Annotated in this window: 19 protein-coding genes; 9 read left to right on the top strand and 10 right to left on the bottom strand. The window is 69.8% G+C overall.

The window, feature by feature from the left end:
* Positions 1–88 precede the first annotated feature (88 nt).
* The 3 genes from AB5J53_RS24885 to AB5J53_RS24875 form a co-directional block, all read right to left on the bottom strand.
* The gene (locus tag AB5J53_RS24885; protein ID WP_369247866.1) at positions 89–877 is read right to left on the bottom strand and encodes a VOC family protein; all 789 of its coding nucleotides are present in this window, start codon (positions 875–877) and stop codon (positions 89–91) included.
* 219 nt (positions 878–1,096) lie between these two features.
* Complete coding sequence (locus AB5J53_RS24880; RefSeq protein ID WP_369247865.1) at positions 1,097–2,068, bottom strand: pirin family protein; 972 nt, start codon at positions 2,066–2,068, stop codon at positions 1,097–1,099.
* Positions 2,069–2,203: 135 nt separating this feature from the next.
* The gene (locus AB5J53_RS24875) at positions 2,204–2,692 is read right to left on the bottom strand and encodes an SseB family protein (RefSeq protein WP_369247864.1); all 489 of its coding nucleotides are present in this window, start codon (positions 2,690–2,692) and stop codon (positions 2,204–2,206) included.
* Positions 2,693–2,835: 143 nt separating this feature from the next.
* On the opposite strand from AB5J53_RS24875, the gene AB5J53_RS24870 reads away from it, so the two are divergent.
* From AB5J53_RS24870 to AB5J53_RS24860, 3 genes are all read left to right on the top strand, one after another.
* Entirely contained in the window at positions 2,836–4,662 is a 1,827-nt protein-coding gene (locus AB5J53_RS24870) for an acyl-CoA dehydrogenase (RefSeq protein ID WP_369247863.1), read from the top strand.
* Between the two features lie 177 nt (positions 4,663–4,839).
* Entirely contained in the window at positions 4,840–6,135 is a 1,296-nt protein-coding gene (locus tag AB5J53_RS24865; protein WP_369247862.1) for a M18 family aminopeptidase, read from the top strand.
* A gap of 111 nt (positions 6,136–6,246) precedes the next feature.
* Positions 6,247–6,492 carry a DUF6458 family protein gene (locus AB5J53_RS24860; RefSeq protein WP_369247861.1) on the top strand — a complete coding sequence of 82 codons (246 nt, stop codon included), beginning with the start codon at positions 6,247–6,249 and terminating at the stop codon, positions 6,490–6,492.
* Between the two features lie 22 nt (positions 6,493–6,514).
* On the opposite strand, the gene AB5J53_RS24855 is transcribed toward AB5J53_RS24860, so the two are convergent.
* Complete coding sequence (locus tag AB5J53_RS24855; RefSeq protein WP_369247860.1) at positions 6,515–8,344, bottom strand: thioredoxin-like domain-containing protein; 1,830 nt, start codon at positions 8,342–8,344, stop codon at positions 6,515–6,517.
* A 154-nt stretch (positions 8,345–8,498) separates the two neighbouring features.
* Between AB5J53_RS24855 and AB5J53_RS24850 the strand changes: the two genes are divergently transcribed.
* The gene (locus AB5J53_RS24850; RefSeq protein WP_369247859.1) at positions 8,499–8,771 is read left to right on the top strand and encodes a hypothetical protein; all 273 of its coding nucleotides are present in this window, start codon (positions 8,499–8,501) and stop codon (positions 8,769–8,771) included.
* Between the two features lie 69 nt (positions 8,772–8,840).
* Here the strand turns inward: AB5J53_RS24850 and AB5J53_RS24845 are convergent, their stop codons facing one another.
* Positions 8,841–9,269 carry a cupin domain-containing protein gene (locus tag AB5J53_RS24845; protein WP_369247858.1) on the bottom strand — a complete coding sequence of 143 codons (429 nt, stop codon included), beginning with the start codon at positions 9,267–9,269 and terminating at the stop codon, positions 8,841–8,843.
* Between the two features lie 52 nt (positions 9,270–9,321).
* Between AB5J53_RS24845 and AB5J53_RS24840 the strand changes: the two genes are divergently transcribed.
* Together AB5J53_RS24840 and AB5J53_RS24835 are read left to right on the top strand one after the other, a co-directional pair.
* Complete coding sequence (locus AB5J53_RS24840) at positions 9,322–10,344, top strand: GlxA family transcriptional regulator (protein WP_369247857.1); 1,023 nt, start codon at positions 9,322–9,324, stop codon at positions 10,342–10,344.
* On the top strand, positions 10,341–10,838 hold the full coding sequence (locus tag AB5J53_RS24835) for an LURP-one-related/scramblase family protein (protein WP_369247856.1): 498 nt from the start codon (positions 10,341–10,343) through the stop codon (positions 10,836–10,838). The genes AB5J53_RS24840 and AB5J53_RS24835 overlap by 4 nt, the downstream gene beginning before the upstream one ends.
* Before the next feature lie 192 nt (positions 10,839–11,030).
* Here the strand turns inward: AB5J53_RS24835 and AB5J53_RS24830 are convergent, their stop codons facing one another.
* Complete coding sequence (locus tag AB5J53_RS24830; protein ID WP_369247855.1) at positions 11,031–11,849, bottom strand: carbon-nitrogen family hydrolase; 819 nt, start codon at positions 11,847–11,849, stop codon at positions 11,031–11,033.
* Positions 11,850–12,003: 154 nt separating this feature from the next.
* On the opposite strand from AB5J53_RS24830, the gene AB5J53_RS24825 reads away from it, so the two are divergent.
* Both AB5J53_RS24825 and AB5J53_RS24820 read left to right on the top strand, forming a co-directional pair.
* Positions 12,004–12,828 carry a maleylpyruvate isomerase family mycothiol-dependent enzyme gene (locus AB5J53_RS24825; RefSeq protein ID WP_369247854.1) on the top strand — a complete coding sequence of 275 codons (825 nt, stop codon included), beginning with the start codon at positions 12,004–12,006 and terminating at the stop codon, positions 12,826–12,828.
* Between the two features lie 178 nt (positions 12,829–13,006).
* Complete coding sequence (locus AB5J53_RS24820) at positions 13,007–13,768, top strand: cyclopropane-fatty-acyl-phospholipid synthase family protein (RefSeq protein ID WP_369247853.1); 762 nt, start codon at positions 13,007–13,009, stop codon at positions 13,766–13,768.
* A 51-nt stretch (positions 13,769–13,819) separates the two neighbouring features.
* Here the strand turns inward: AB5J53_RS24820 and AB5J53_RS24815 are convergent, their stop codons facing one another.
* Together AB5J53_RS24815 and AB5J53_RS24810 are read right to left on the bottom strand one after the other, a co-directional pair.
* Positions 13,820–15,124: a nitrate/nitrite transporter gene (locus AB5J53_RS24815; protein ID WP_369247852.1), complete on the bottom strand. Its 1,305-nt coding sequence runs from the start codon at positions 15,122–15,124 to the stop codon at positions 13,820–13,822.
* Complete coding sequence (locus AB5J53_RS24810; RefSeq protein WP_369247851.1) at positions 15,121–15,807, bottom strand: GntR family transcriptional regulator; 687 nt, start codon at positions 15,805–15,807, stop codon at positions 15,121–15,123. The genes AB5J53_RS24815 and AB5J53_RS24810 overlap by 4 nt, the downstream gene beginning before the upstream one ends.
* Positions 15,808–16,071: 264 nt before the next feature.
* On the opposite strand from AB5J53_RS24810, the gene AB5J53_RS24805 reads away from it, so the two are divergent.
* The gene (locus AB5J53_RS24805) at positions 16,072–16,968 is read left to right on the top strand and encodes a D-alanyl-D-alanine carboxypeptidase family protein (protein WP_369247850.1); all 897 of its coding nucleotides are present in this window, start codon (positions 16,072–16,074) and stop codon (positions 16,966–16,968) included.
* A 96-nt stretch (positions 16,969–17,064) separates the two neighbouring features.
* Here the strand turns inward: AB5J53_RS24805 and AB5J53_RS24800 are convergent, their stop codons facing one another.
* Together AB5J53_RS24800 and AB5J53_RS24795 are read right to left on the bottom strand one after the other, a co-directional pair.
* A complete protein-coding gene (locus AB5J53_RS24800) occupies positions 17,065–17,628 on the bottom strand; it encodes a hypothetical protein (RefSeq protein ID WP_369247849.1) in 564 nt (187 codons plus the stop codon).
* A gap of 263 nt (positions 17,629–17,891) precedes the next feature.
* Entirely contained in the window at positions 17,892–19,310 is a 1,419-nt protein-coding gene (locus AB5J53_RS24795) for a dihydrolipoamide acetyltransferase family protein (protein WP_369247848.1), read from the bottom strand.
* Between the last annotated feature and the right edge of the window lie 3 nt (positions 19,311–19,313).

The following is a 19,313-nucleotide window of genomic DNA, read 5'->3' as shown; positions in this document are numbered from 1 at the left end:
CCACCCGAGCACGCGCGGGGCGGGCCGTCCTGTGGGGAGGGCCCGCCCGGGTGACACAGCGTCAGCGACTGGTGCTGCGCGCTTCGGTTCAGGGCGTGGCGCTCGTGATCACGGCGAAGGGCGCCCCGAACGGGTCGAGCAGCATGGCGAGGCGTCCGACACCCTCGGCGTCGACCGCGGGGATGATGACCGTCGCGCCCAGCTCCTGGGCCCTGGCCACGACGGTGTCACAGTCCTCGACCTCGAAGTACGGGTGCCACTCGGAGGACGAGCCGCGCTGCATGTGCTCCGCCGGGAGCTGCATGATGCCGCCGTGCATGGTCGCCTCGCCGCCGCCCTCGGGGCCGACGATGGTGTAGACGATGTCCGGGCCCATGGGCATGTCCCGCGCGTCCCACGACAGGACCGTGCGGTAGAAGTCCTTCGCCGCCGCGGCGTCCGTGGTGTAGAGCTCGATCCAGCTGAGGGTGCGCGGCTCGTTGACGACCTCCAGGCCGTCCATGTCCCGGGCTTCCCACACGGCGAACTCGGCGCCCGTAGGGTCCGTGAAGCCGGCCATCCGCCCCTCGGTGAAGACGTCCGTGGGCGGGAAGCGGACCGAGCCGCCGGCCTGTTCCACGGCCTTCGCGGTGGCGTCGGCGTCCAGGGTGCGGAAGTAGACCGTCCAGGCGGACGACGCCCCCTCCTCGGTCAGCGGGCCGACGGCGGCCAGGGTCTTGCCGTCCTTCTGCAGGAAGCCGTAGCCGCCGGCCTCCGGTCCCGCGGACTGGAACTGCCAGCCGAACGTGCCCTCGTAGAAAGCGACGGCCGCGTCGATGTCCGGTGTCCCCAGGTCGAGCCAGTTCGGCCCGCCCGGAACGTTCGTCGAGGTGAGCATGGAGCGCTCCTAGCAGGTGAGTTGGGGTGGCCCGGAAGGGAGGAGCCGGGATGCGATGACCCTGCCGACACGTCTGTCCGACAAGCTACCCGCCGAGCCCCGCGCGGGCATGCCGAAGCGCAAGCGCGCCGGGGAAGGCCCCGTCCGTTCCACGCGCGCACGGGAAAGCCCCGTCCGTTCCACCGGACGGGGCTTTCCCGTGACTCACCTGACGGAGGCTTACAGCGCGCCCTCGGACATCCCGTGCACCGCCGGGATCGTCCCGAGCCGGCCCTTCTGGAAGTCCTCGAAGGCCTGCTGGAGCTCCTCGCGGGTGTTCATCACGAAGGGGCCGTAGTGGGCCATGGGCTCACGTATGGGCTGCCCACCGAGAAGGACGACCTCCAGGTCCGGGCTGTTGGAGTCCTGCTTCTCGTCCGCGCGGACGGTCAGCGAGCCGCCCTTGCCGAACACGGCGGTCTGGCCGGTGTGGACCGGACGGCGGTCCGTACCGACGCTGCCGCGACCGGCGAGGACGTACGCCAGACCATTGAAGTCCTCGCGCCAGGGGAGTGTGATCTCGGCGCCGGGCGCCAGGGTCGCGTGGACCATGGTGATCGGCGTGTGCGTGATGCCGGGGCCCTGGTGACCGTCGAGCTCACCGGCGATGACACGCAGCAGCGCGCCGCCGTCCGGGGTGCTCAGCAGCTGGACCGTGCCACCGCGGATGTCCTGGTACCTCGGGGCCATCATCTTGTCCTTGGCCGGGAGGTTCACCCACAGCTGGAGGCCGTGGAAGAGGCCGCCGGACATGACGAGCGACTCCGGCGGGGCCTCGATGTGCAGGAGGCCCGAGCCCGCGGTCATCCACTGGGTGTCACCGTTGGTGATGGTGCCGCCACCACCGTTGGAGTCCTGGTGGTCGAAGATGCCGTCGATGATGTAGGTCACGGTCTCGAAGCCGCGGTGGGGGTGCCAGGGGGTGCCCTTCGGCTCTCCGGGCGCGTACTCCACCTCGCCCATCTGGTCCATCATGATGAACGGGTCGAGGTGCTGGTAATTGATCCCGGCGAACGCGCGGCGGACCGGGAATCCCTCTCCCTCGAAACCGCTGGGCGCGGTCGTCACGGCGAGCACGGGACGGGCCACGGCGTCGGCCGACGCGACCACACGGGGCAGGGTCAGCGGGTTCTCGACGGTCACTGCAGGCATGTCGGTACCTCCTTGTGCTCGGAGTTTAGTTGAGCATTGAACTTTCTGCCACCCGTAACGACGAACGCCCGGAGGGCATTCCCTCCGGGCGTCCGGGATGTCGTACAAGAGCGGCCCTAGCCGCGCATACAGCGCCTATCCGTACATACGGCGCATCGCGAAGTCCACCATCTGCTCCACGGCCTTGGCGTCGAAGACCATCCGGTGCTCGCCCTCCATGTCGAGCACGAAGCCGTAGCCGGTCGGCAGCAGGTCGATCACCTCGGCGCCGGTGATCACGAAGTACTTGGACTCCTTGCCGGCGTACCGGCGCAGCTCCTTGAGCGAGGTGAACATGGGGATCACCGGCTGCTGGGTGTTGTGCAGCGCCAGGAATCCGGGGTTGTCGCCGCGCGGGCAGTACACCTTCGAGGTCGCGAAGACCTGCTGAAAGTCCTCCGCGGACATCGACCCCGTGGTGAAGGCGCGGACCGCGTCCGCGAGGGACGGTGGAGACGGTTCCGGGTAGAGCGGGGGCTGCTGGCCGTACCCGCCGGGCATCTGCGCACCCGGCATCTGCCCGGGCATCTGCTGCTGCGGCGGGACATAGCCCTGGGCGCCCGCGTTCTGGTCGTAGCCGTACATGCCCCAAAGAGTAGTGGGCCACATATGGGCCAACAGGGGTTGCTTCTTATTACTGACGGGTAGCATCATCGTAGCTACTTGTTGGTACGTGAACTAGATGCGAGGAGTCAGTGCCTCGCCGATCCTTTAACGGAGCCGTCGCCATGGGGCACTACAAGTCGAATCTCCGCGACATCGAGTTCAACCTCTTCGAGGTGCTCGGGCGCGACAAGCTGTACGGCACCGGCCCGTTCGCGGAGATGGACACGGACACCGCCAAGAGCATCCTCGAGGAGCTGACGCGCCTCTCGGAGAACGAGCTGGCCGAGTCCTTCGCGGACGCCGACCGCAACCCGCCGGTCTTCGACCCGGAGACCAACACCGCGCCCGTGCCCGAGTCCTTCAAGAAGTCCTACAAGGCCTTCATGGACTCCGAGTACTGGCGCCTCGGCCTGCCCGAGGAGATCGGCGGCACCACCGCCCCGCCGTCCCTGATCTGGTCGTACGCGGAGCTGATCCTCGGTGCGAACCCGGCGGTCTGGATGTACTCGTCCGGCCCGGCGTTCGCCGGCATCCTCTTCGACGAGGGCAACGAGGTCCAGAAGAAGATCGCCCAGATCGCGGTCGAGAAGACCTGGGGCTCCACCATGGTGCTCACCGAGCCCGACGCGGGTTCGGACGTCGGCGCCGGTCGCACCAAGGCGATCCAGCAGGAGGACGGCTCCTGGCACATCGAGGGCGTCAAGCGCTTCATCACCTCCGGTGAGCACGACATGGAGGAGAACATCCTCCACTACGTCCTCGCGCGGCCGGAGGGCCACGGCCCCGGCACCAAGGGCCTGTCCCTCTTCCTCGTCCCGAAGTACCTCTTCGACTTCGAGACCGGCGAGCTGGGCGAGCGCAACGGCGTGTACGCGACGAACGTCGAGCACAAGATGGGCCTGAAGGCCTCCAACACGTGCGAGATGACCTTCGGCGACCGTCACCCTGCCAAGGGCTGGCTGATCGGCGACAAGCACGACGGCATCCGCCAGATGTTCCGCATCATCGAGTTCGCCCGCATGATGGTCGGCACGAAGGCGATCTCGACGCTGTCGACGGGTTACCTGAACGCCCTGGAGTACGCCAAGGAGCGCGTCCAGGGTCCCGACCTGGCGAACTTCATGGACAAGACCGCGCCCAAGGTCACCATCACGCACCACCCGGACGTGCGCCGCTCGCTGATGACGCAGAAGGCGTACGCGGAGGGCATGCGCGCCCTGGTGCTGCACACCGCGGCCGTCCAGGACGAGATCGCCGTCAAGACGGCCGCCGGCGAGGACGTCAGCGCCCTGCACGCGCTGAACGACCTGCTCCTGCCGATCGTCAAGGGCTACGGCTCCGAGAAGGGCTACGAGCAGCTCGCCCAGTCGCTGCAGACCTTCGGCGGCTCCGGCTTCCTGCAGGAGTACCCGATCGAGCAGTACATCCGCGACGCCAAGATCGACACCCTGTACGAGGGCACGACGGCGATCCAGGGCCAGGACTTCTTCTTCCGGAAGATCGTCCGCAACCAGGGCGCGGCGCTGAACTCCCTCGCCGAGGACATCAAGAAGTTCCTGGCGCTCGGCACCGGCGGCGAGGAGCTGTCCACCGCCCGCGAGCAGCTCGCCAAGGCGGCCGTCGAGCTGGAGGCCATCGTCGGGCTGATGCTCACCGACCTCGCGGCCACCGAGCAGGACGTCAAGAACATCTACAAGGTGGGCCTGAACACCACTCGCCTGCTGATGGCCTCCGGCGACGTGGTCGTCGGTTACCTGCTGCTGCGCGGTGCCGCCGTGGCCGCCGAGAAGCTGGCGACCGCCTCCGCCAAGGACAAGCCCTTCTACACCGGCAAGATCGCGGCCGCGAAGTTCTTCGCCGCGAACGTGCTGCCGGGCGTCACCGGTGCGCGCAAGCTCGCCGAGGGCGTGGAGCTGGACCTGATGGAGCTGGACGAGGCGGCGTTCTAAAGGTCCTCGCAGGCTTGCCCAAAGGCTCCGAAGTCTCTTCGGAGCACGCTCGAGGGCTGGGCGGACACCTGATCGGAACCTGTCCTTCCGGTCAGGTGTCCGCCCTTCACATCCCCCTTACGAAGGCCCGTTCCCCATCCCCGGGAGCGGGCCCTCAGGCGTCGTTAAGGTGAACCCATGAGCACACCCTCCCGCTTCGATCGCGGCCATACCGACGACCTCATGTCCTTCCTGGCGGCGAGCCCGACGCCGTACCACGCGGTGGCGAATGCCGCCGAGCGGCTGGAGAAGGCCGGATTCCGTCAGGTCGCCGAGACCGACGCGTGGGAGGGCACGAGCGGCGGGAAGTACGTGCTGCGCGGGGGCGCCATCGTCGCCTGGTACGTGCCGGAGGGCACCGAGCCGCACACCCCGTTCCGGATCGTGGGCGCGCACACCGACTCCCCGAACCTGCGGGTCAAGCCCCTGCCGGACAGCGGCGCGCACGGCTGGCGGCAGGTGGCCGTGGAGATCTACGGCGGACCGCTGCTGAACTCCTGGCTGGACCGCGACCTGGGCCTCGCGGGACGCCTGTCGCTGCGGGACGGCTCGACCCGCCTGGTGAACATCGACCGCGCCCTGCTGCGCGTGCCCCAACTCGCCGTCCACCTGGACCGTTCCGTCAGCACCGACGGGCTCAAGCTCGACAAGCAGCGCCATCTGCAGCCCATCTGGGGGCTCGGCGAACCCCACGAGGGCGATCTGATCGCCTTCCTGGAGGAGGAGCTGGGGCTGGCCACGGGCGAGGTCACCGGCTGGGACCTGATGACCCACTCCATCGAGCGGCCCTCGTACCTGGGCCGCGACGAGGAGCTGGTGGCGGGCCCGCGCATGGACAACCTGCTCTCCCTGCACGCGGGTACGGCGGCGCTGGTCGCGGTGGCGGCCGGCGACTCCGGGCTCCCTTACATCCCCGTGCTCGCGGGCTTCGACCACGAGGAGAACGGCTCGCAGAGCGACACCGGTGCCGACGGGCCGCTGCTCGGCAGCGTGCTGGAGCGTTCGGTGTTCGCGCGCGGCGGCTCGTACGAGGACCGGGCGCGCGCCTTCGCCGGCACGGTCTGTCTGTCCTCCGACACCGGCCACGCCGTCCACCCCAACTACGCCGAGCGGCACGACCCGACGCACCACCCGCGCGCCAACGGCGGCCCCATCCTCAAGGTGAACGTCAACAACCGCTACGCCACGGACGGTTCGGGCCGCGCCGTCTTCGCCGCCGCCTGCGAGAAGGCCGGCGTGCCCTTCCAGTCCTTCGTCTCCAACAACTCGATGCCCTGCGGCACCACCATCGGCCCCATCACCGCGGCCCGGCACGGCATCAAGACCGTCGACATCGGCGTGGCCATCCTCTCCATGCACAGCGCCCGCGAACTCTGCGGCGCGGACGACCCGTTCCTGCTGACCAACGCGCTGGTGGCGTTCTTGGAGGGATAGCCCTCCACCCGTCGGGTCGCCGCCCCACGGCCGGGCCTCCGCATGGCCCGCGAGGTCGCGGGTACTCGGCTCCCGCCCGGAACACCTGAGCCGGGCAGGGAGGCGAGACTCATGGGCCTGGGCGGATGCATCATCCTGATCGCCGCGGGAGCGATCCTCACGTTCGCGACCGACTGGAACATGCAGGGAGTCAACCTCGACCTGGTCGGGGTCATCTTCATGATCGTCGGGCTGATCGGCGTGACGACGTTCAGCAGCATCGCCCGGCGCAGGCGGGTGGTCGTGCCGCCGACCACGCCGGTGGTCGAGGAGGAACGACACCACCGGGGCGGCTACGGCGACGGGTACGGCATGTAGGTCCTGAAAGCCCGGCCGTACGTCAGTCGGCCATGCCCGCGAGGACGAGGGGCAGCCGGTCCGCGCCGCCCTCGGTGAGGCGGACCGGTACGCCCCAGTCCTGCTGGTGGACGTGGCAGGCCGGGTACTCGTCGGCAGGGTCGTCGTCGCAGGACGCGGCCATCGCGGAGACGTGCAGAACCCCTTCGGTGACGGCCGGGTTCAGCTCCAGGACGCGGGAGAGATCGGTTCCCGCGCCCTCGCCCTTGAGCAGTAGCTCGGGCGGGGTCGAGGAGACGAGGAGCCGGGTGGAGGGGCCGTAGCGGGTGTCCAGCTTCTGGCCCGGCGGAGCCTGGAAGATGACGTCCAACTGCAGCCCGCCCGGGGCGACTTCGGTGGCCGCGCGCTGCGTGCGGTGGGCGACCGACTCGACGCGTACGGCCTCCTCGGGGAGCCGCAGCCGGGTCAGCCGGTGGCGGGCGGACTCGACGACCACGATGTCGTCGCCGACGAGCACCGCGTCGCTCGGCTCCCGCAAGTCCGTGGCCAGCGTGGTCACTTCGCCGGTCGCCGGGTCGTAGCGGCGCAGCGCGTGGTTGTACGTGTCGCTCACCGCCACGGAGCCGTCGGGGAGCGCGGTGACGCCCAACGGGTGCTGGAACAGCGCCTGTTCGGCCGCCCCGTCGCGGTGTCCGAAGTCGAAGAGCCCGGTGCCGACGGCGGTGTGCACGGCGCCGTCGAGGTCCACCCAGCGCAGCGCGGACGTCTCGGAGTCGGCCAGCCAGAGCCGGTCGGCGGTGGCGGCGAGCCCCGACGGCTGCGCGAACCAGGCCTCGGCCCCCGGCCCGTCGACGAGCCCCTCGTTGGTCGTACCGGCGGCGACCCCGACGCTCCCGTCGGCCGGGTCGTACGCCCACAGCTGGTGCACACCGGCCATGGCGATCCACACGCGCCCGCCGAACACGGCCACGTCCCACGGCGAGGACAGGTCGACCTCGCGCGCGGGCCCGGACGTCGGCGAGCCCTGCCACCACTGGCGGCCGGTCCCCGCCAGCGTCGTGACCTCGCCGGTCGCGGGATCGAGGCGGCGCAGGGCGTGGTTCACGGTGTCGGCGACGACCACGGACCCGTCGTCCAGCAGCGCCAGCCCCTGCGGCTCGCTGAACCCGGCCGCCTCGGCCGCGCCGTCCGCAAAGCCCCGTACGCCGGATCCGATACGCCGTACGACGGTCTCGCCGTCGGCCTCCAGCTCCACCAGCTGATGCCGGGTCGTGTCGCTGACCAGCAGGTTCCCGCTCGGCAGGGCGAGCGCCTTGCCGGGGAAGCGGAGCGCCGTGGGCTCGGGCTCCGGCGCCACGTACGGCCCGTCGCCGCGTCGCAGGGTGCCCTTCGCCGCGTGCTCGGCCTCCAGCTCCTCCACCAGCCGGGCGATCGCGTGCGCATGCCCCTCACCGGCGTGCTGCGCCACGACGTACCCCTCGGGGTCGATCACGACGAGCGTCGGCCAGGCGCGTACGGCGTACTGCTTCCAGGTCGCGAGCTCGGGATCGTCGAGGACCGGGTGCTCCACCCCGTACCGCTCGACGGCGTCGACGACCGCCTGGTGCTCGGCCTCGTGCACGAACTTCGGCGAGTGGACCCCGATGATCACCACCGTGTCCCGGTGCTTCTCCTCCAGCTCCCGCAGCTCGTCCAGGACGTGCAGACAGTTGATGCAGCAAAACGTCCAGAAATCGAGGATGACGATGCGTCCTCGCAGGTCGGCGAGGGTGTACTGCTCGTCCCCCGTGTTCAGCCAGCCGCCCTTGCCGATCAGCTCGGGGGCGCGGACACGGGCGCGGCGGGGTGTGGGGGCCGGGGCGGAGTCGTTCATGGGACAAGGGTGCCACCGCGGGCCGCGTCGCCCGTCACGGGGCGGCACCGCGATGTGGTCACTGCGCGTGATCGTGAGCTCACCGGATGCGCACGGGCCGTGACGGAGAGATGCTCTACGCACACAGGGGGGCCACTGCGAAGGAGCAGTTTCCATGGGACGCAAGCCCAAGAACCCCGGAATGCGTGACTCCGGCATACCCGACTCCGCGATGCGCGACTCCGGCACGAGCGACGCCGCCGTGCGGGACCGCGGCGGAAAGCGGATGAGGGACGACGACCGGACGGAGCGCCGCGGGCCGGGCTCCGGCATGCGGGACGACGACATGCGCCACTCGGACATGCGTGACTCCGACCTGCGCGACCGCGCCATCAGCGACGACCACGCCGCCGAGGACGAGGACGACCTGCGGCGGGACCGCTTCTAGCAGCCCGCGCCGCGGATCGCGTCGAGTCCCCCGCCGCCAGGGCAGCGGGGGACTCGACCACGTCGGCTCTCAGGCCAGCGCGTGCCCCGTCGTCGCGTCCACGTGGTCCGGCACCTCGTCGTGGCGGTCGCCGACCGTGAGGGTGCCCGTGGGCTCGAACATCAGGATCGCGGCGCCGGCCGGGGCGTACGGCTTGTGCTCGGTGCCGCGCGGGACGGTGAAGACCGAGCCCTTGGGGAGCACGACGGTGCGCTCGCCGTCCGGTTCCCGCAGCGCGATGGTCAGCTCGCCCTCCAGGACCAGGAAGAACTCGTCCGTGTGGTCGTGGACGTGCCAGACGTGTTCGCCTTCGACCTTGGCGATGCGTACGTCGTAGTCGTTGACGGCGGTGACGATGCGGGGGCTCCACAGGTCGGTGAAGGAGGCCAGGGCGGTGGGGAGGGATACGGGTTCGCTGCGCGGGGCGGCTTCGCTGATCGGCTCGGGTTCGCTGCTCATACGGCGATCCTCGGCGGTGGCCGGGCGGCGCCGCGAGTGCTAGAAATCGCATATGCCGCAAGGATCCTCTCAGCCGCCGCCCCGTGGGGTGCCCCTCCGCGGGGCCACCCACCGCGTCGTCCTGGTCGTCGACGAGAACTCCAACCCCTTCGAGATGAGCTGCGCCATTGAGATCTTCGGGCTGCGCAGACCCGAACTCGGGCGGGAGCTGTACGACTTCCGGCTGTGCGCCGCCGAGCCACGGACCCGGATGCGGGACGGGTTCTTCACGCTCACCGATGTCTCCGGGCTCGACGCGGCCGAGAGCGCGGACACGCTGATCGTGCCGAACCGGCCCGACACCGACGCCCCGCGCTCCCCTGAGGTGCTGGACGCCGTACGCCGGGCGCACGAGCGGGGCGCCCGGCTCATCGGCTTCTGCTCCGGCGCGTTCACGATCGCGGAGGCCGGACTGCTGGACGGGCGGCGGGCGGCCTGCCACTGGATGTGGGCGGAGTCCTTCCGGACGCGGTTTCCGCGGGTGCGCCTGGAGCCGGACGTCCTCTTCGTCGACGACGGCGACATCCTCACCGCGTCCGGCAGCGCGTCCGCGCTCGACCTCGGGCTGCACGTCGTGCGGCGCGACCACGGCGCGGAGATCGCCAACGCGGTGTCCCGCCGACTGGTCTTCGCCGCGCATCGCGACGGCGGTCAGCGCCAGTTCGTCGAGCGGCCCGTGCCCGACGTACCGGACGAGTCCCTCGCACCCCTGCTGGCCTGGGCGCAGGAGCGGCTCGGCGAACCACTGACGGTCGCGGACCTGGCAACGCGCGCGGCGGTCAGCCCGGCGACGCTGCACCGCCGCTTCCGCGCCCAGCTGGGCACGACCCCACTCGCGTGGCTGACCGGGGAGCGGGTCGCGCTCGCCTGCCGGCTCATCGAGCGCGGGGAGGAACGGCTGGACGTGGTGGCGGAACGCAGCGGTCTGGGGACCGCCGCGAACCTGCGGGCGCGGCTGCGCCACGCGACCGGACTCAGCCCGTCGGCCTACCGACGGCGTTTCGGACCGCCCACCGGGGAACCGGTGATGGCATGAGATACCTCGTACGCGACCGGCTCCTCGGCTTCGGTGAGGACTACTGGATCGAGGACGACCACGGCAACAAGGTCTTCCTCGTCGACGGCAAGGCCATGCGGCTGCGGGACACCTTCGAGCTGAAGGACACCCACGGGCGGGTCCTGATCGACATCCACCAGAAGATGTTCGCCCTGCGCGACACGATGATCATCGAGCGGGACGGCGATCCCCTGGCGACCATCAAGCGCAAACGCCTGTCCCTGCTCCGCAACCACTACCGCGTGTCCCTCGTCGACGGCACCGAACTCGACGTCAGCGGCAAAATCCTCGACCGCGAGTTCGCCATCGACTACGACAACGAACTCCTCGCCCAGATCTCCCGCCGCTGGCTCCACGTCCGCGAGACGTACGGCGTCGATGTCGTGCGCGAGGACACGGATCCCGCCCTGCTGATCGCGGTGGCGGTATGCGTCATCCACTTGGCGGAGAAGGAACGGGGCGAGGAGGACTGACGTAGCCACAGGCATGCGTACCGCGAGGGCGGCGGCCCACCCAGGGACGCCATCCATCCGTCATGGCTGCGGGCATGCGCGCCGCTGGGGGCGGCACCCGTCCCAGAGAGAGCGGCACGCTGTCAGCAACGGCAAGCGCACCACCCCCGAGCTCAGCCCCGAGCTCAGCCCCGACCCCGGGTGCCGAACCAATCAGCGCCGAGGAGCAGCAAGCCCCAGCAACCGATCCTTGAGCGCGGGGAACTGCTCCCGCGTGGTCGCGACCTTCGCGGGGTCGAAGTCCACGGTGAGGACCTCCTCGCCGGCCCCCGCCTCGGCGAGAACCTCCCCCCACGGGTCCACCACGATCGAGTGCCCCGCCTGGGGAACTCCCGCATGCGTACCCGCAGTCCCGCAGGCCAGCACGAACGCCTGGTTCTCGACAGCCCGCGCCTGCGCGAGCAGCGTCCAGTGCGAGCGCCTCCGCTCGGGCCACCCGGCAGGGATGACAAATGTCTCGGCGCCCGCGTCGACGAGCCCACGGAAGAGCTCCGGGAACCGCAGGTCGTAACACGTGGCGACCCCGACCACCGTCTCCGGCAGCCGCACCGTCACCAGCTCCGCCCCCGCCCCCATCAGCACGGCCTCCCCCTTGTCGAAGCCGAACCGGTGGATCTTCCGGTAGGCGGCGGCAAGTTCACCGGAGGGCGAGAAGACGAGAGAGGTGTTGTACAGGGTGCCCTCACCGGCGGCGAAGCCGCTGTCGGACGCGGTCCGCTCGGGAATCGAGCCGGCGTGCAGCCACACCCCCGCGTCGCTCGCCGCCTTGGCCATCACCTCGTACGTGGGCCCCTCCAGCGGCTCGGCCTCCGCCGCGAACGCCTCGTAGGCGAACGCGCCGGTCGTCCACAGCTCGGGCAGCACCACGAGATCGACACCGGCTTGTTCTCGTACGAGAGCGGCCACACGCCGCCGACGCGCATCGACCGATTCGGCCCCGTTTACGTCGATCTGGAGGAGAGAGGCGCGCACACTACCACCGTCCTGGCATTCGAGCCGTCCATACGGGCCTACGATCGTCACACGAAAGCACTGCCGGGGTGCCTCACAGCAGCGTAACTTAGCGTCCCAAGACACCCGCTGCCTGTGCACTGCCCGCGTCCAACCGCCCGAGGGGTCCCGTTCCGTGAGTCTGCATCCCAGCCTTCAGTCCTACGCCGACGCCTGGACCCATTCGATCGACGCGATATCAGAGCTGGTGCAGCCCCTTGTGGAAGGCGAGTGGAACCGGCGCACCCCGTGCCCCGGCTGGTCCGTGCGCGACCTCGTCTCGCACGTCATCGGCATGGACTGCGAGATGCTCGGCGACCCGCGGCCGATCCACACGCTCCCCCGCGACCTGTACCACGTGACGAACGAGTACCAGCGGTACATGGAGATGCAGGTCGACGTACGCCGCCACCACACCGCTCCGGAGATGACCTCCGAGCTGGAGTACACGATCATCCGCCGCAACCGCCAGCTGCGGAACGAGTCCCGGCAGCCCGACACCAAGGTGCGCGGCCCCCTCGGCACCGAGATCACCCTCGAACAGGCCATGCGGAACCGCGCGTTCGACGTCTGGGTGCACGAGCAGGATCTCCGCGCCGCCCTCGGCCGGCCGGGCAACCTCGACTCCCCGGGCGCGCTCATCGTCCGCGACGAACTCCTCGCCGCCCTTCCGAAGGTGGTCGCCAAGGACGCGGGCGCCCCGGCGAACTCGGCGGTCGTCTTCGACGTCCACGGCCCCGTCGAGTTCCTGCGCACGGTCCGCGTCGACGCCGACGGGCGCGGCTCCATAGACGGCGCCCCCTCCCTCGGCCCGGCCGCCACCCTCGCCCTCGACTGGGAAACCTTCGTCCGCCTGGCCTGCGGCCGCGTCCACGCCGACACCGTCATGGACCGCATCAAGGCAGAGGGCGACCCGGACCTGACGACCGCGATCCTCAGGTCTCTCAAAGTCACACCGTGAGTGCTTCGCCGGTCTCTTCGCCCCGGCCGGCAGTCTTTGGCCCGTCCGCGTTCGAGGACGAGGCCGTCAAGGCCGAAGCGGGGCTCTGGGGGCGGCAGCCCCCAGGTACGGGGCGGGTAGGGGCGGAGGGGGCGAAAAAAACTACTACCGCCACCCCCACGGACCTACCCTTCCCCCCATGACCGACCCCGCGGCCCCACCCCGCCTCACCCGCCTCACCTTCCACGGCCCCCTCTCCGAGGCACGAGCAACACGCCTGGTGGAGCGCCTGACCCGGACGAATCCCACCACCGTGCTCGACATCGGCTGCGGCTGGGCCGAGTTGATGCTCCGTCTCCTGGCCGCCACCCCCGGCGCCAAGGGCATCGGCATCGACCTGAACGCCGATGACCTGGACCGCGGCCGACGGAGCGCGGCGCAGCGAGGGCTGGCGAACAGGGTCGACTTCGTCGAGGAGTCCGCGCTCGGCACGGCTCACGGCCCCGCCGACCTCGTCCTGTGTCTCGGCGCCGACCACGCCCTCAGCGAGGCCGAGGCTCCCGGGCACACCGTCGAGGCCCTCCGCGAGCTGCGCCGACTCGTCGCCGACGGCGGCCGCGTGCTGCTCGGCGAGGGTTTCTGGCAGCGCACGCCCACGCCCGCCGAACTGTCCGGCATGTGGCCGGGCGCCTCGGCCGACGAGCACTACGAACTCCCGGCACTCGTCGATCTCGCGGTCGCCGCCGGTTTCCGGCCCGAGTGGATCGAGACGGCATCCATGGACGAGTGGGAGGAGTTCGAGTCGGGCTACCAGGCGGACACGGAGGTGTGGCTCGCCGGCCACACCGACCACCCCCTCGCGGCCGAGACCAGGGAACGACTCGACCGCCACCGCCGCGCCTGGATGAGCTACCGCGGCATCCTGGGCCTGGCCTACCTCACGCTGGTTCCCACGACCTGACGTACCGCTGGGCACCGACGCACCGACGTGCCGCTGCGTACCGACGTACCGCTACGCAGGCACGTGCACCGTCTCCACCCGACTCGCCACCAACCGCTCCCGCTCCCTCCTGGCCGCCTGCTTCCGCAACCGGAAGATCTGGCTCAGGCCGATCGCCTGAAGGACGAACACGGCGGCGAAAGCGACTCGGTAGTTGTCGCCGGTCGCGTCGAGGAGCACCCCGATGGCCAGCAGTGTCGTCATGGAGGCGACGAAACCGCCCATGTTGGTGATGCCGGAGGCGGTGCCCTGACGCTCGGGCGGGTTGGCGGGCCGGGCGAAGTCGAAGCCGATCATCGAGGCGGGGCCGCAGGCCCCCAGCACCACGCAGAGCACGATCAACAGCCACATGGGGTCGTGCTCGGCGGGGTACGCCAACGCCGCCGCCCAGACGACCGCCGTTGCCGCCACCGTGCCGAGCGCCAGCGGAAGCCGCGCCGTGTGATGCCGGGCGACGATCTGCCCGTAGATCAGGCCGACGACCATGTTGGAGAGGACGACGAGCGTCAGCAGCTCACCGGCGGTCGCCCGGCTGAGCCCCTGCGCCTCGACCAGGAACGGCAGGCCCCACAGCAGCAGGAACACCATCGCCGGGAACTGCGTCGTGAAGTGCACCCACAGGCCGAGCCGAGTACCGGGCTCCCGCCAGGACGCGGCGATCTGGCGACGGACGTACGCGGCCCCCTGGTGCGGGAACGGCTCCGGCTCGTGTCCGTCGGGGTGGTCCTTCAGGAACAGCAGCAGGAGTACGAGGACCACGACACCGGCGAGCGCACTGCCCGCGAACGCCGCCGTCCAGCCGACCCCGTGCAACAGCCGCGCGATGACGAGGGTCGAGACCAGGTTGCCCGCCATGCCGACCAGACCGGCGAGCTGCGCGACCAGCGGACCGCGCCGGGCCGGGAACCACCGGGTGCCGAGCCGCAGCACGCTGATGAACGTCATCGCGTCGCCGCAGCCCAGCAGCGCGCGCGAGGCGAGCGCCATGCCGTACGAGGAGGAGAACGCGAAGCCCAACTGCCCCGCCGTGAAGAGCAGGACGCCGATGGTCAGCACCTTCTTGGTGCCGAGCCGGTCGACCAGCAGGCCGACGGGTATCTGCATGCCCGCGTAGACGAGGAGTTGCAGGATCGAGAAGGTGGACAGGGCGGAGGCGCCCACGTGGAAGCGGTCGGCGGCGTCGAGCCCGGCCACTCCCAGCGACGTACGGAAGATGACGGCGACGAAGTAGACGGAGACACCGATGCCCCAGACGGCGATCGCGCGCCGGCCGCCGGGCGGGTCACCGGGCAGCGTCACAGCGGAGCTGGAGCTCATCGGAGCTCGCCCCGCGCCAGGTTGGAGAACCAGCTGACGTGCCGGTGGATGATTCCGACGACCGCCTCAGCGTCGCCGGAGCGCAGCGCTTCGAGGATCTGCTGGTGCTCGGTGAGCGTCTTGGTGATCCGGTCGGGGTGGGCATGCATCACGGCGACTCCCATCCTCAACTGCCGGTCGCGGAGCTGGTCGTAGAGCCGGGAGAGGATCTCGTTGCCGCCGCTGCGGACGATCTCGGCGTGGAAGCAGCGGTCGGTGACCGCGGCTCCCGCCAGATCCCCGGCGGCGGCCTGCTCCCTCTGCTGCGCCAGCAACTCCTCGAGCCGTGCGATGAGCTGCGGCGAAGCCGGTACGGCCTTGCGCGCGGCGTGTTCCTCGACGAGCTGCCGGGTCTCGACCACGTCCGCGATCTCCTGTGCGGAGACGGGCAGGACGAGCGCGCCCTTCTTCGGGTAGAGCTTGATCAGCCCCTCGACCTCGAGCCGGAGCAGCGCCTCGCGCACCGGAGTGCGGGAGACCCCCACGGCGTCGGCGAGCTCACCCTCGGTGAGCAGCGTCCCGCCCTCGTAACGGCGTTCCAGGACACCCTGCTTGACGTGCGCGTAGACACGGTCGGCGGCGGGGGGTTGCTTCATGGGCTGCTTCAGTGACTGGTTCGCGGACACGGGTGGGGCTGAGGGCATGCGCACATCATAGATACAACACGTACGCATGGTCGCGGGTATTTCAGCATGCGGACCGCCGGGAGGCCTTCATGGGCCGCCGGGAGACTTCCATGGACGCCGGGAGGCCTGCATGGATCACGCGAGGCCACCGGTGTAACCCACGTCACACAACTCTCACCCCTTCGCCGTACATCCCTTTCCGTTCTTCACGAGTCCGTACGTGAGACGGCACTGCCATGTGCCGCTCTCCCAGGGGCATTTCGCGCATTCGGAGCGTTCATTTTGATTACCGGCATTAAGGGCACGCGTTTCCGCAGGGCCGCCGCTGTGACTCTCACGACCGGCGCCGTGCTGGCCGCCGGCGCCTTCGGCGCGGCACCCGCGGGTGCCGTGACCACGCCCACGATCGCCGCCGCGGGCGGCTACGTGATGAACAACGGCACCGGCACGACCCTCTACACCAAGGCCGCGGACACCCGCCGCTCCACCGGCTCCACCACCAAGATCATGACCGCCAAGGTCGTGCTCGCGCAGTCGAACCTCAACCTGGACGCGAAGGTCACGATCCAGAAGGCGTACAGCGACTACGTGGTCGCCAACAACGCCTCTCAGGCGCACCTGATCGTCGGCGACAAGGTCACGGTCCGTCAGCTCCTGTACGGGCTGATGCTGCCGTCCGGCTGTGACGCCGCCTACGCGCTCGCCGACAAGTTCGGCAGCGGCACGACCCGCGCCGCGCGCGTGAAGTCGTTCATCGGCAAGATGAACGCCGCCGCGACGAGCCTCCACCTGACGAACACGCACTTCGACTCGTTCGACGGCATCGGCCACGGTTCGAACTACTCGACGCCGCGCGACCTGACGAAGATCGCCAGCAGCGCGATGAAGAACTCGACCTTCAAGTCGATCGTGAAGACGGTGACCACGAAGCAGAAGGTCACCACCGCGAGCGGCGGCTACCGCTACTACACCTGGGAGAACACCAACAAGCCGCTGCTGACCGGCTACACCGGCACGATCGGCGTCAAGACCGGCTCCGGTCCCGAGGCCAAGTACTGCCTCGTCTTCGCCGCCACCCGCGACGGCAAGACGGTCATCGGCACGGTTCTCGCCTCCACGTCGATCGACGCCCGCACGGCGGACGCGAAGAAGCTGCTGAACTACGGCTTCGCCAAGTAGGCGAGGCACACGGGCCTTCGCCGAGGAGGCCCGCGCACACGACGAAGAGGGCCTGCCGCGCGGTTCGCGGCAGGCCCTCTTCGGTCTCTGCGGGGATCAGCCGTGCATGAGCGGCGAGCCGTACAGCTCCTTGGTGATCGCGCCCTTGCCGTCGCCCTCGATGTCGTACACGACCGTCGAGTCCGAGGACCAGTACAGGTCCTTGTTGTACGTCACCGACGGCACGGTGCAGGTGCTCGCGGGACCGGGCTCACCGGGGCCCGAGTAGTTGTTGTTGAACAGGGCCGTCCAGTCGCACGTCTTCGAGGCCACGATCGTGTCGCTGCCGCCCGAGTCCGCACGCGACTCGATCCGCGTCGTGATCTTGAACGAGGTGAATCTCTTGCTGTTGTCGATCACCTGGTCGTCGACGATATTCCAGCTCACGTTGCTCGACGCGGCCACTTTCCCCGAGGTCACGTCGGCACAATTCTCTATGTAGTACGTCGTCTCGGGCTTCTGGCCCGGGAAAATGATGTTGAACTGGTGCGCGAACGAGTCCGAGCACGAGCTGACCGCGGCCGCCGGAGAGGCGAACGCGACACCGCCGGCGAGCGCGCCGCCCACGAGGGCGAACGTGGCGAGAGACTTGCCCACCGTCAAGGACTTTCCAACCGTCAAGGGATTTCCTTTCGAGAAGGGCCCACGTCCGAAAAGGTGGGCCCGCCGAACCATTTCGAGTCGGCGGGCTCGTGCGCTTTTCCCCCGCCTGCTGCCGGATGGCTGGTCGAACCACCCGTCGGTGGTGATCTTAGGCAGGCAAAGATCAAGGAAAGCGGGTGATCCGAAACTTGGCTTGTTCCATTCGCTCGGAACACTCGGGATCCCAGGCAAAGGGCGCCCCCTCTCGAGCGAGAAGAGGCGCCCCGTGACGGAGTGCGGGCTTATGCCCAGGTGATCAACCGCTTCGGCTGCTCCAGGATCGCCGCCACGTCGGCGAGGACCTTGGAGCCCAACTCGCCGTCGACCAGGCGGTGGTCGAAGGACAGCGCCAGCGTGGTGACCTGCCGGGGCTTGACCTTGCCCTTGTGGACCCAGGGCTGGAGCTTGATCGCGCCGACCGCGAGGATCGCGGACTCGCCGGGGTTGAGGATCGGCGTACCCGTGTCGACGCCGAAGACGCCGACGTTCGTGATGGTGACCGTGCCGCCCTGCATCGCGGCGGGTGAGGTCTTGCCCTCACGGGCCGTGGCCACCAACTCGCCGAGAGACTCGGCCAGTTGGGGCAGGGCCTTGGCGTGGGCGTCCTTGATGTTCGGCACGATCAGGCCACGGGGCGTGGCCGCGGCGATGCCCAGGTTCACATAGTGCTTCTGGACGATCTCCTGGTTGGCCTCGTCCCAGGACGCGTTGACCTCGGGGTGGCGCTTGATCGCGACCAGCAGGGCCTTGGCGATGAGCAGCAGCGGGTTCACCCGCAGACCCTGCATCTCCTTGTCCTGCTTCAGCTCCTCGACGAGCCTCATCGTGCGCGTCACGTCGACCGTCACGAACTCGGTGACATGCGGCGCGGTGAACGCCGAGCCGATCATGGCCTGAGCCGTCGCCTTGCGGACGCCCTTGACCGGGATACGGGTCTCACGCGCCGTGTCGTACGTGACGGCAGGGGCGGGAGCCTGGACCCGAACGGGAGCCGGGGCCTCCTCCACGACCGGGGCCTGGGCCGGGGCGGGTGCCGGGGCCACCGCCGCGTGCACGTCCTCGCGCGTGATGATGCCGTCCGGGCCCGACGGTGTGACCGTCGCCAGATCGACGCCGAGGTCCTTGGCGAGCTTGCGGACCGGGGGCTTGGCGAGCGGGCGCTGCCCGGTGTGTCCGTGGCCGTTGAGCTCGCCCTGGACCGCTGTGGCCGCCAGGAACGGCTCGGGCTGCTGGGCCGGGACCTCGACGCCCTTGCGGGGGCGGCGCTTGGTGGAGGACTCGGCGACGCCGTACCCGACGAGGACCGGCTTGCGGCCCTCGGGCTTGGGTTCCTCGGCGGGGGCCGGCTCCTCGGTGACGGTCTCCTGGACCGGGACCTCCTCGGCGGGTGCCCCACCGGCCACGTCCACCGCGATGATCACCTGGCCCACGTCCACCGTCGTCCCCTCGGGGAAGCGGAGTTCGCGCACCACACCGTCGTACGGGATGGGCAGTTCCACGGCGGCCTTGGCCGTCTCGACCTCGCAGACGACCTGGCCGTCGGTGACGGTGTCACCGGGCTGGACGTACCACTTGAGGATCTCCGCCTCGGTGAGTCCCTCGCCCACGTCGGGCATCTTGAACTCGCGGAGCCCCGACGCGTTCTCAGTCATCGTCGTCACGAC

Origin of the sequence: Streptomyces sp. R41 (assembly GCF_041053055.1) — a bacterium.
Lineage (GTDB): Bacteria > Actinomycetota > Actinomycetes > Streptomycetales > Streptomycetaceae > Streptomyces.
The sequence above is the reverse complement of the archived record's forward strand: the minus strand, read 5'-3'. Positions and strand labels throughout refer to the sequence as shown.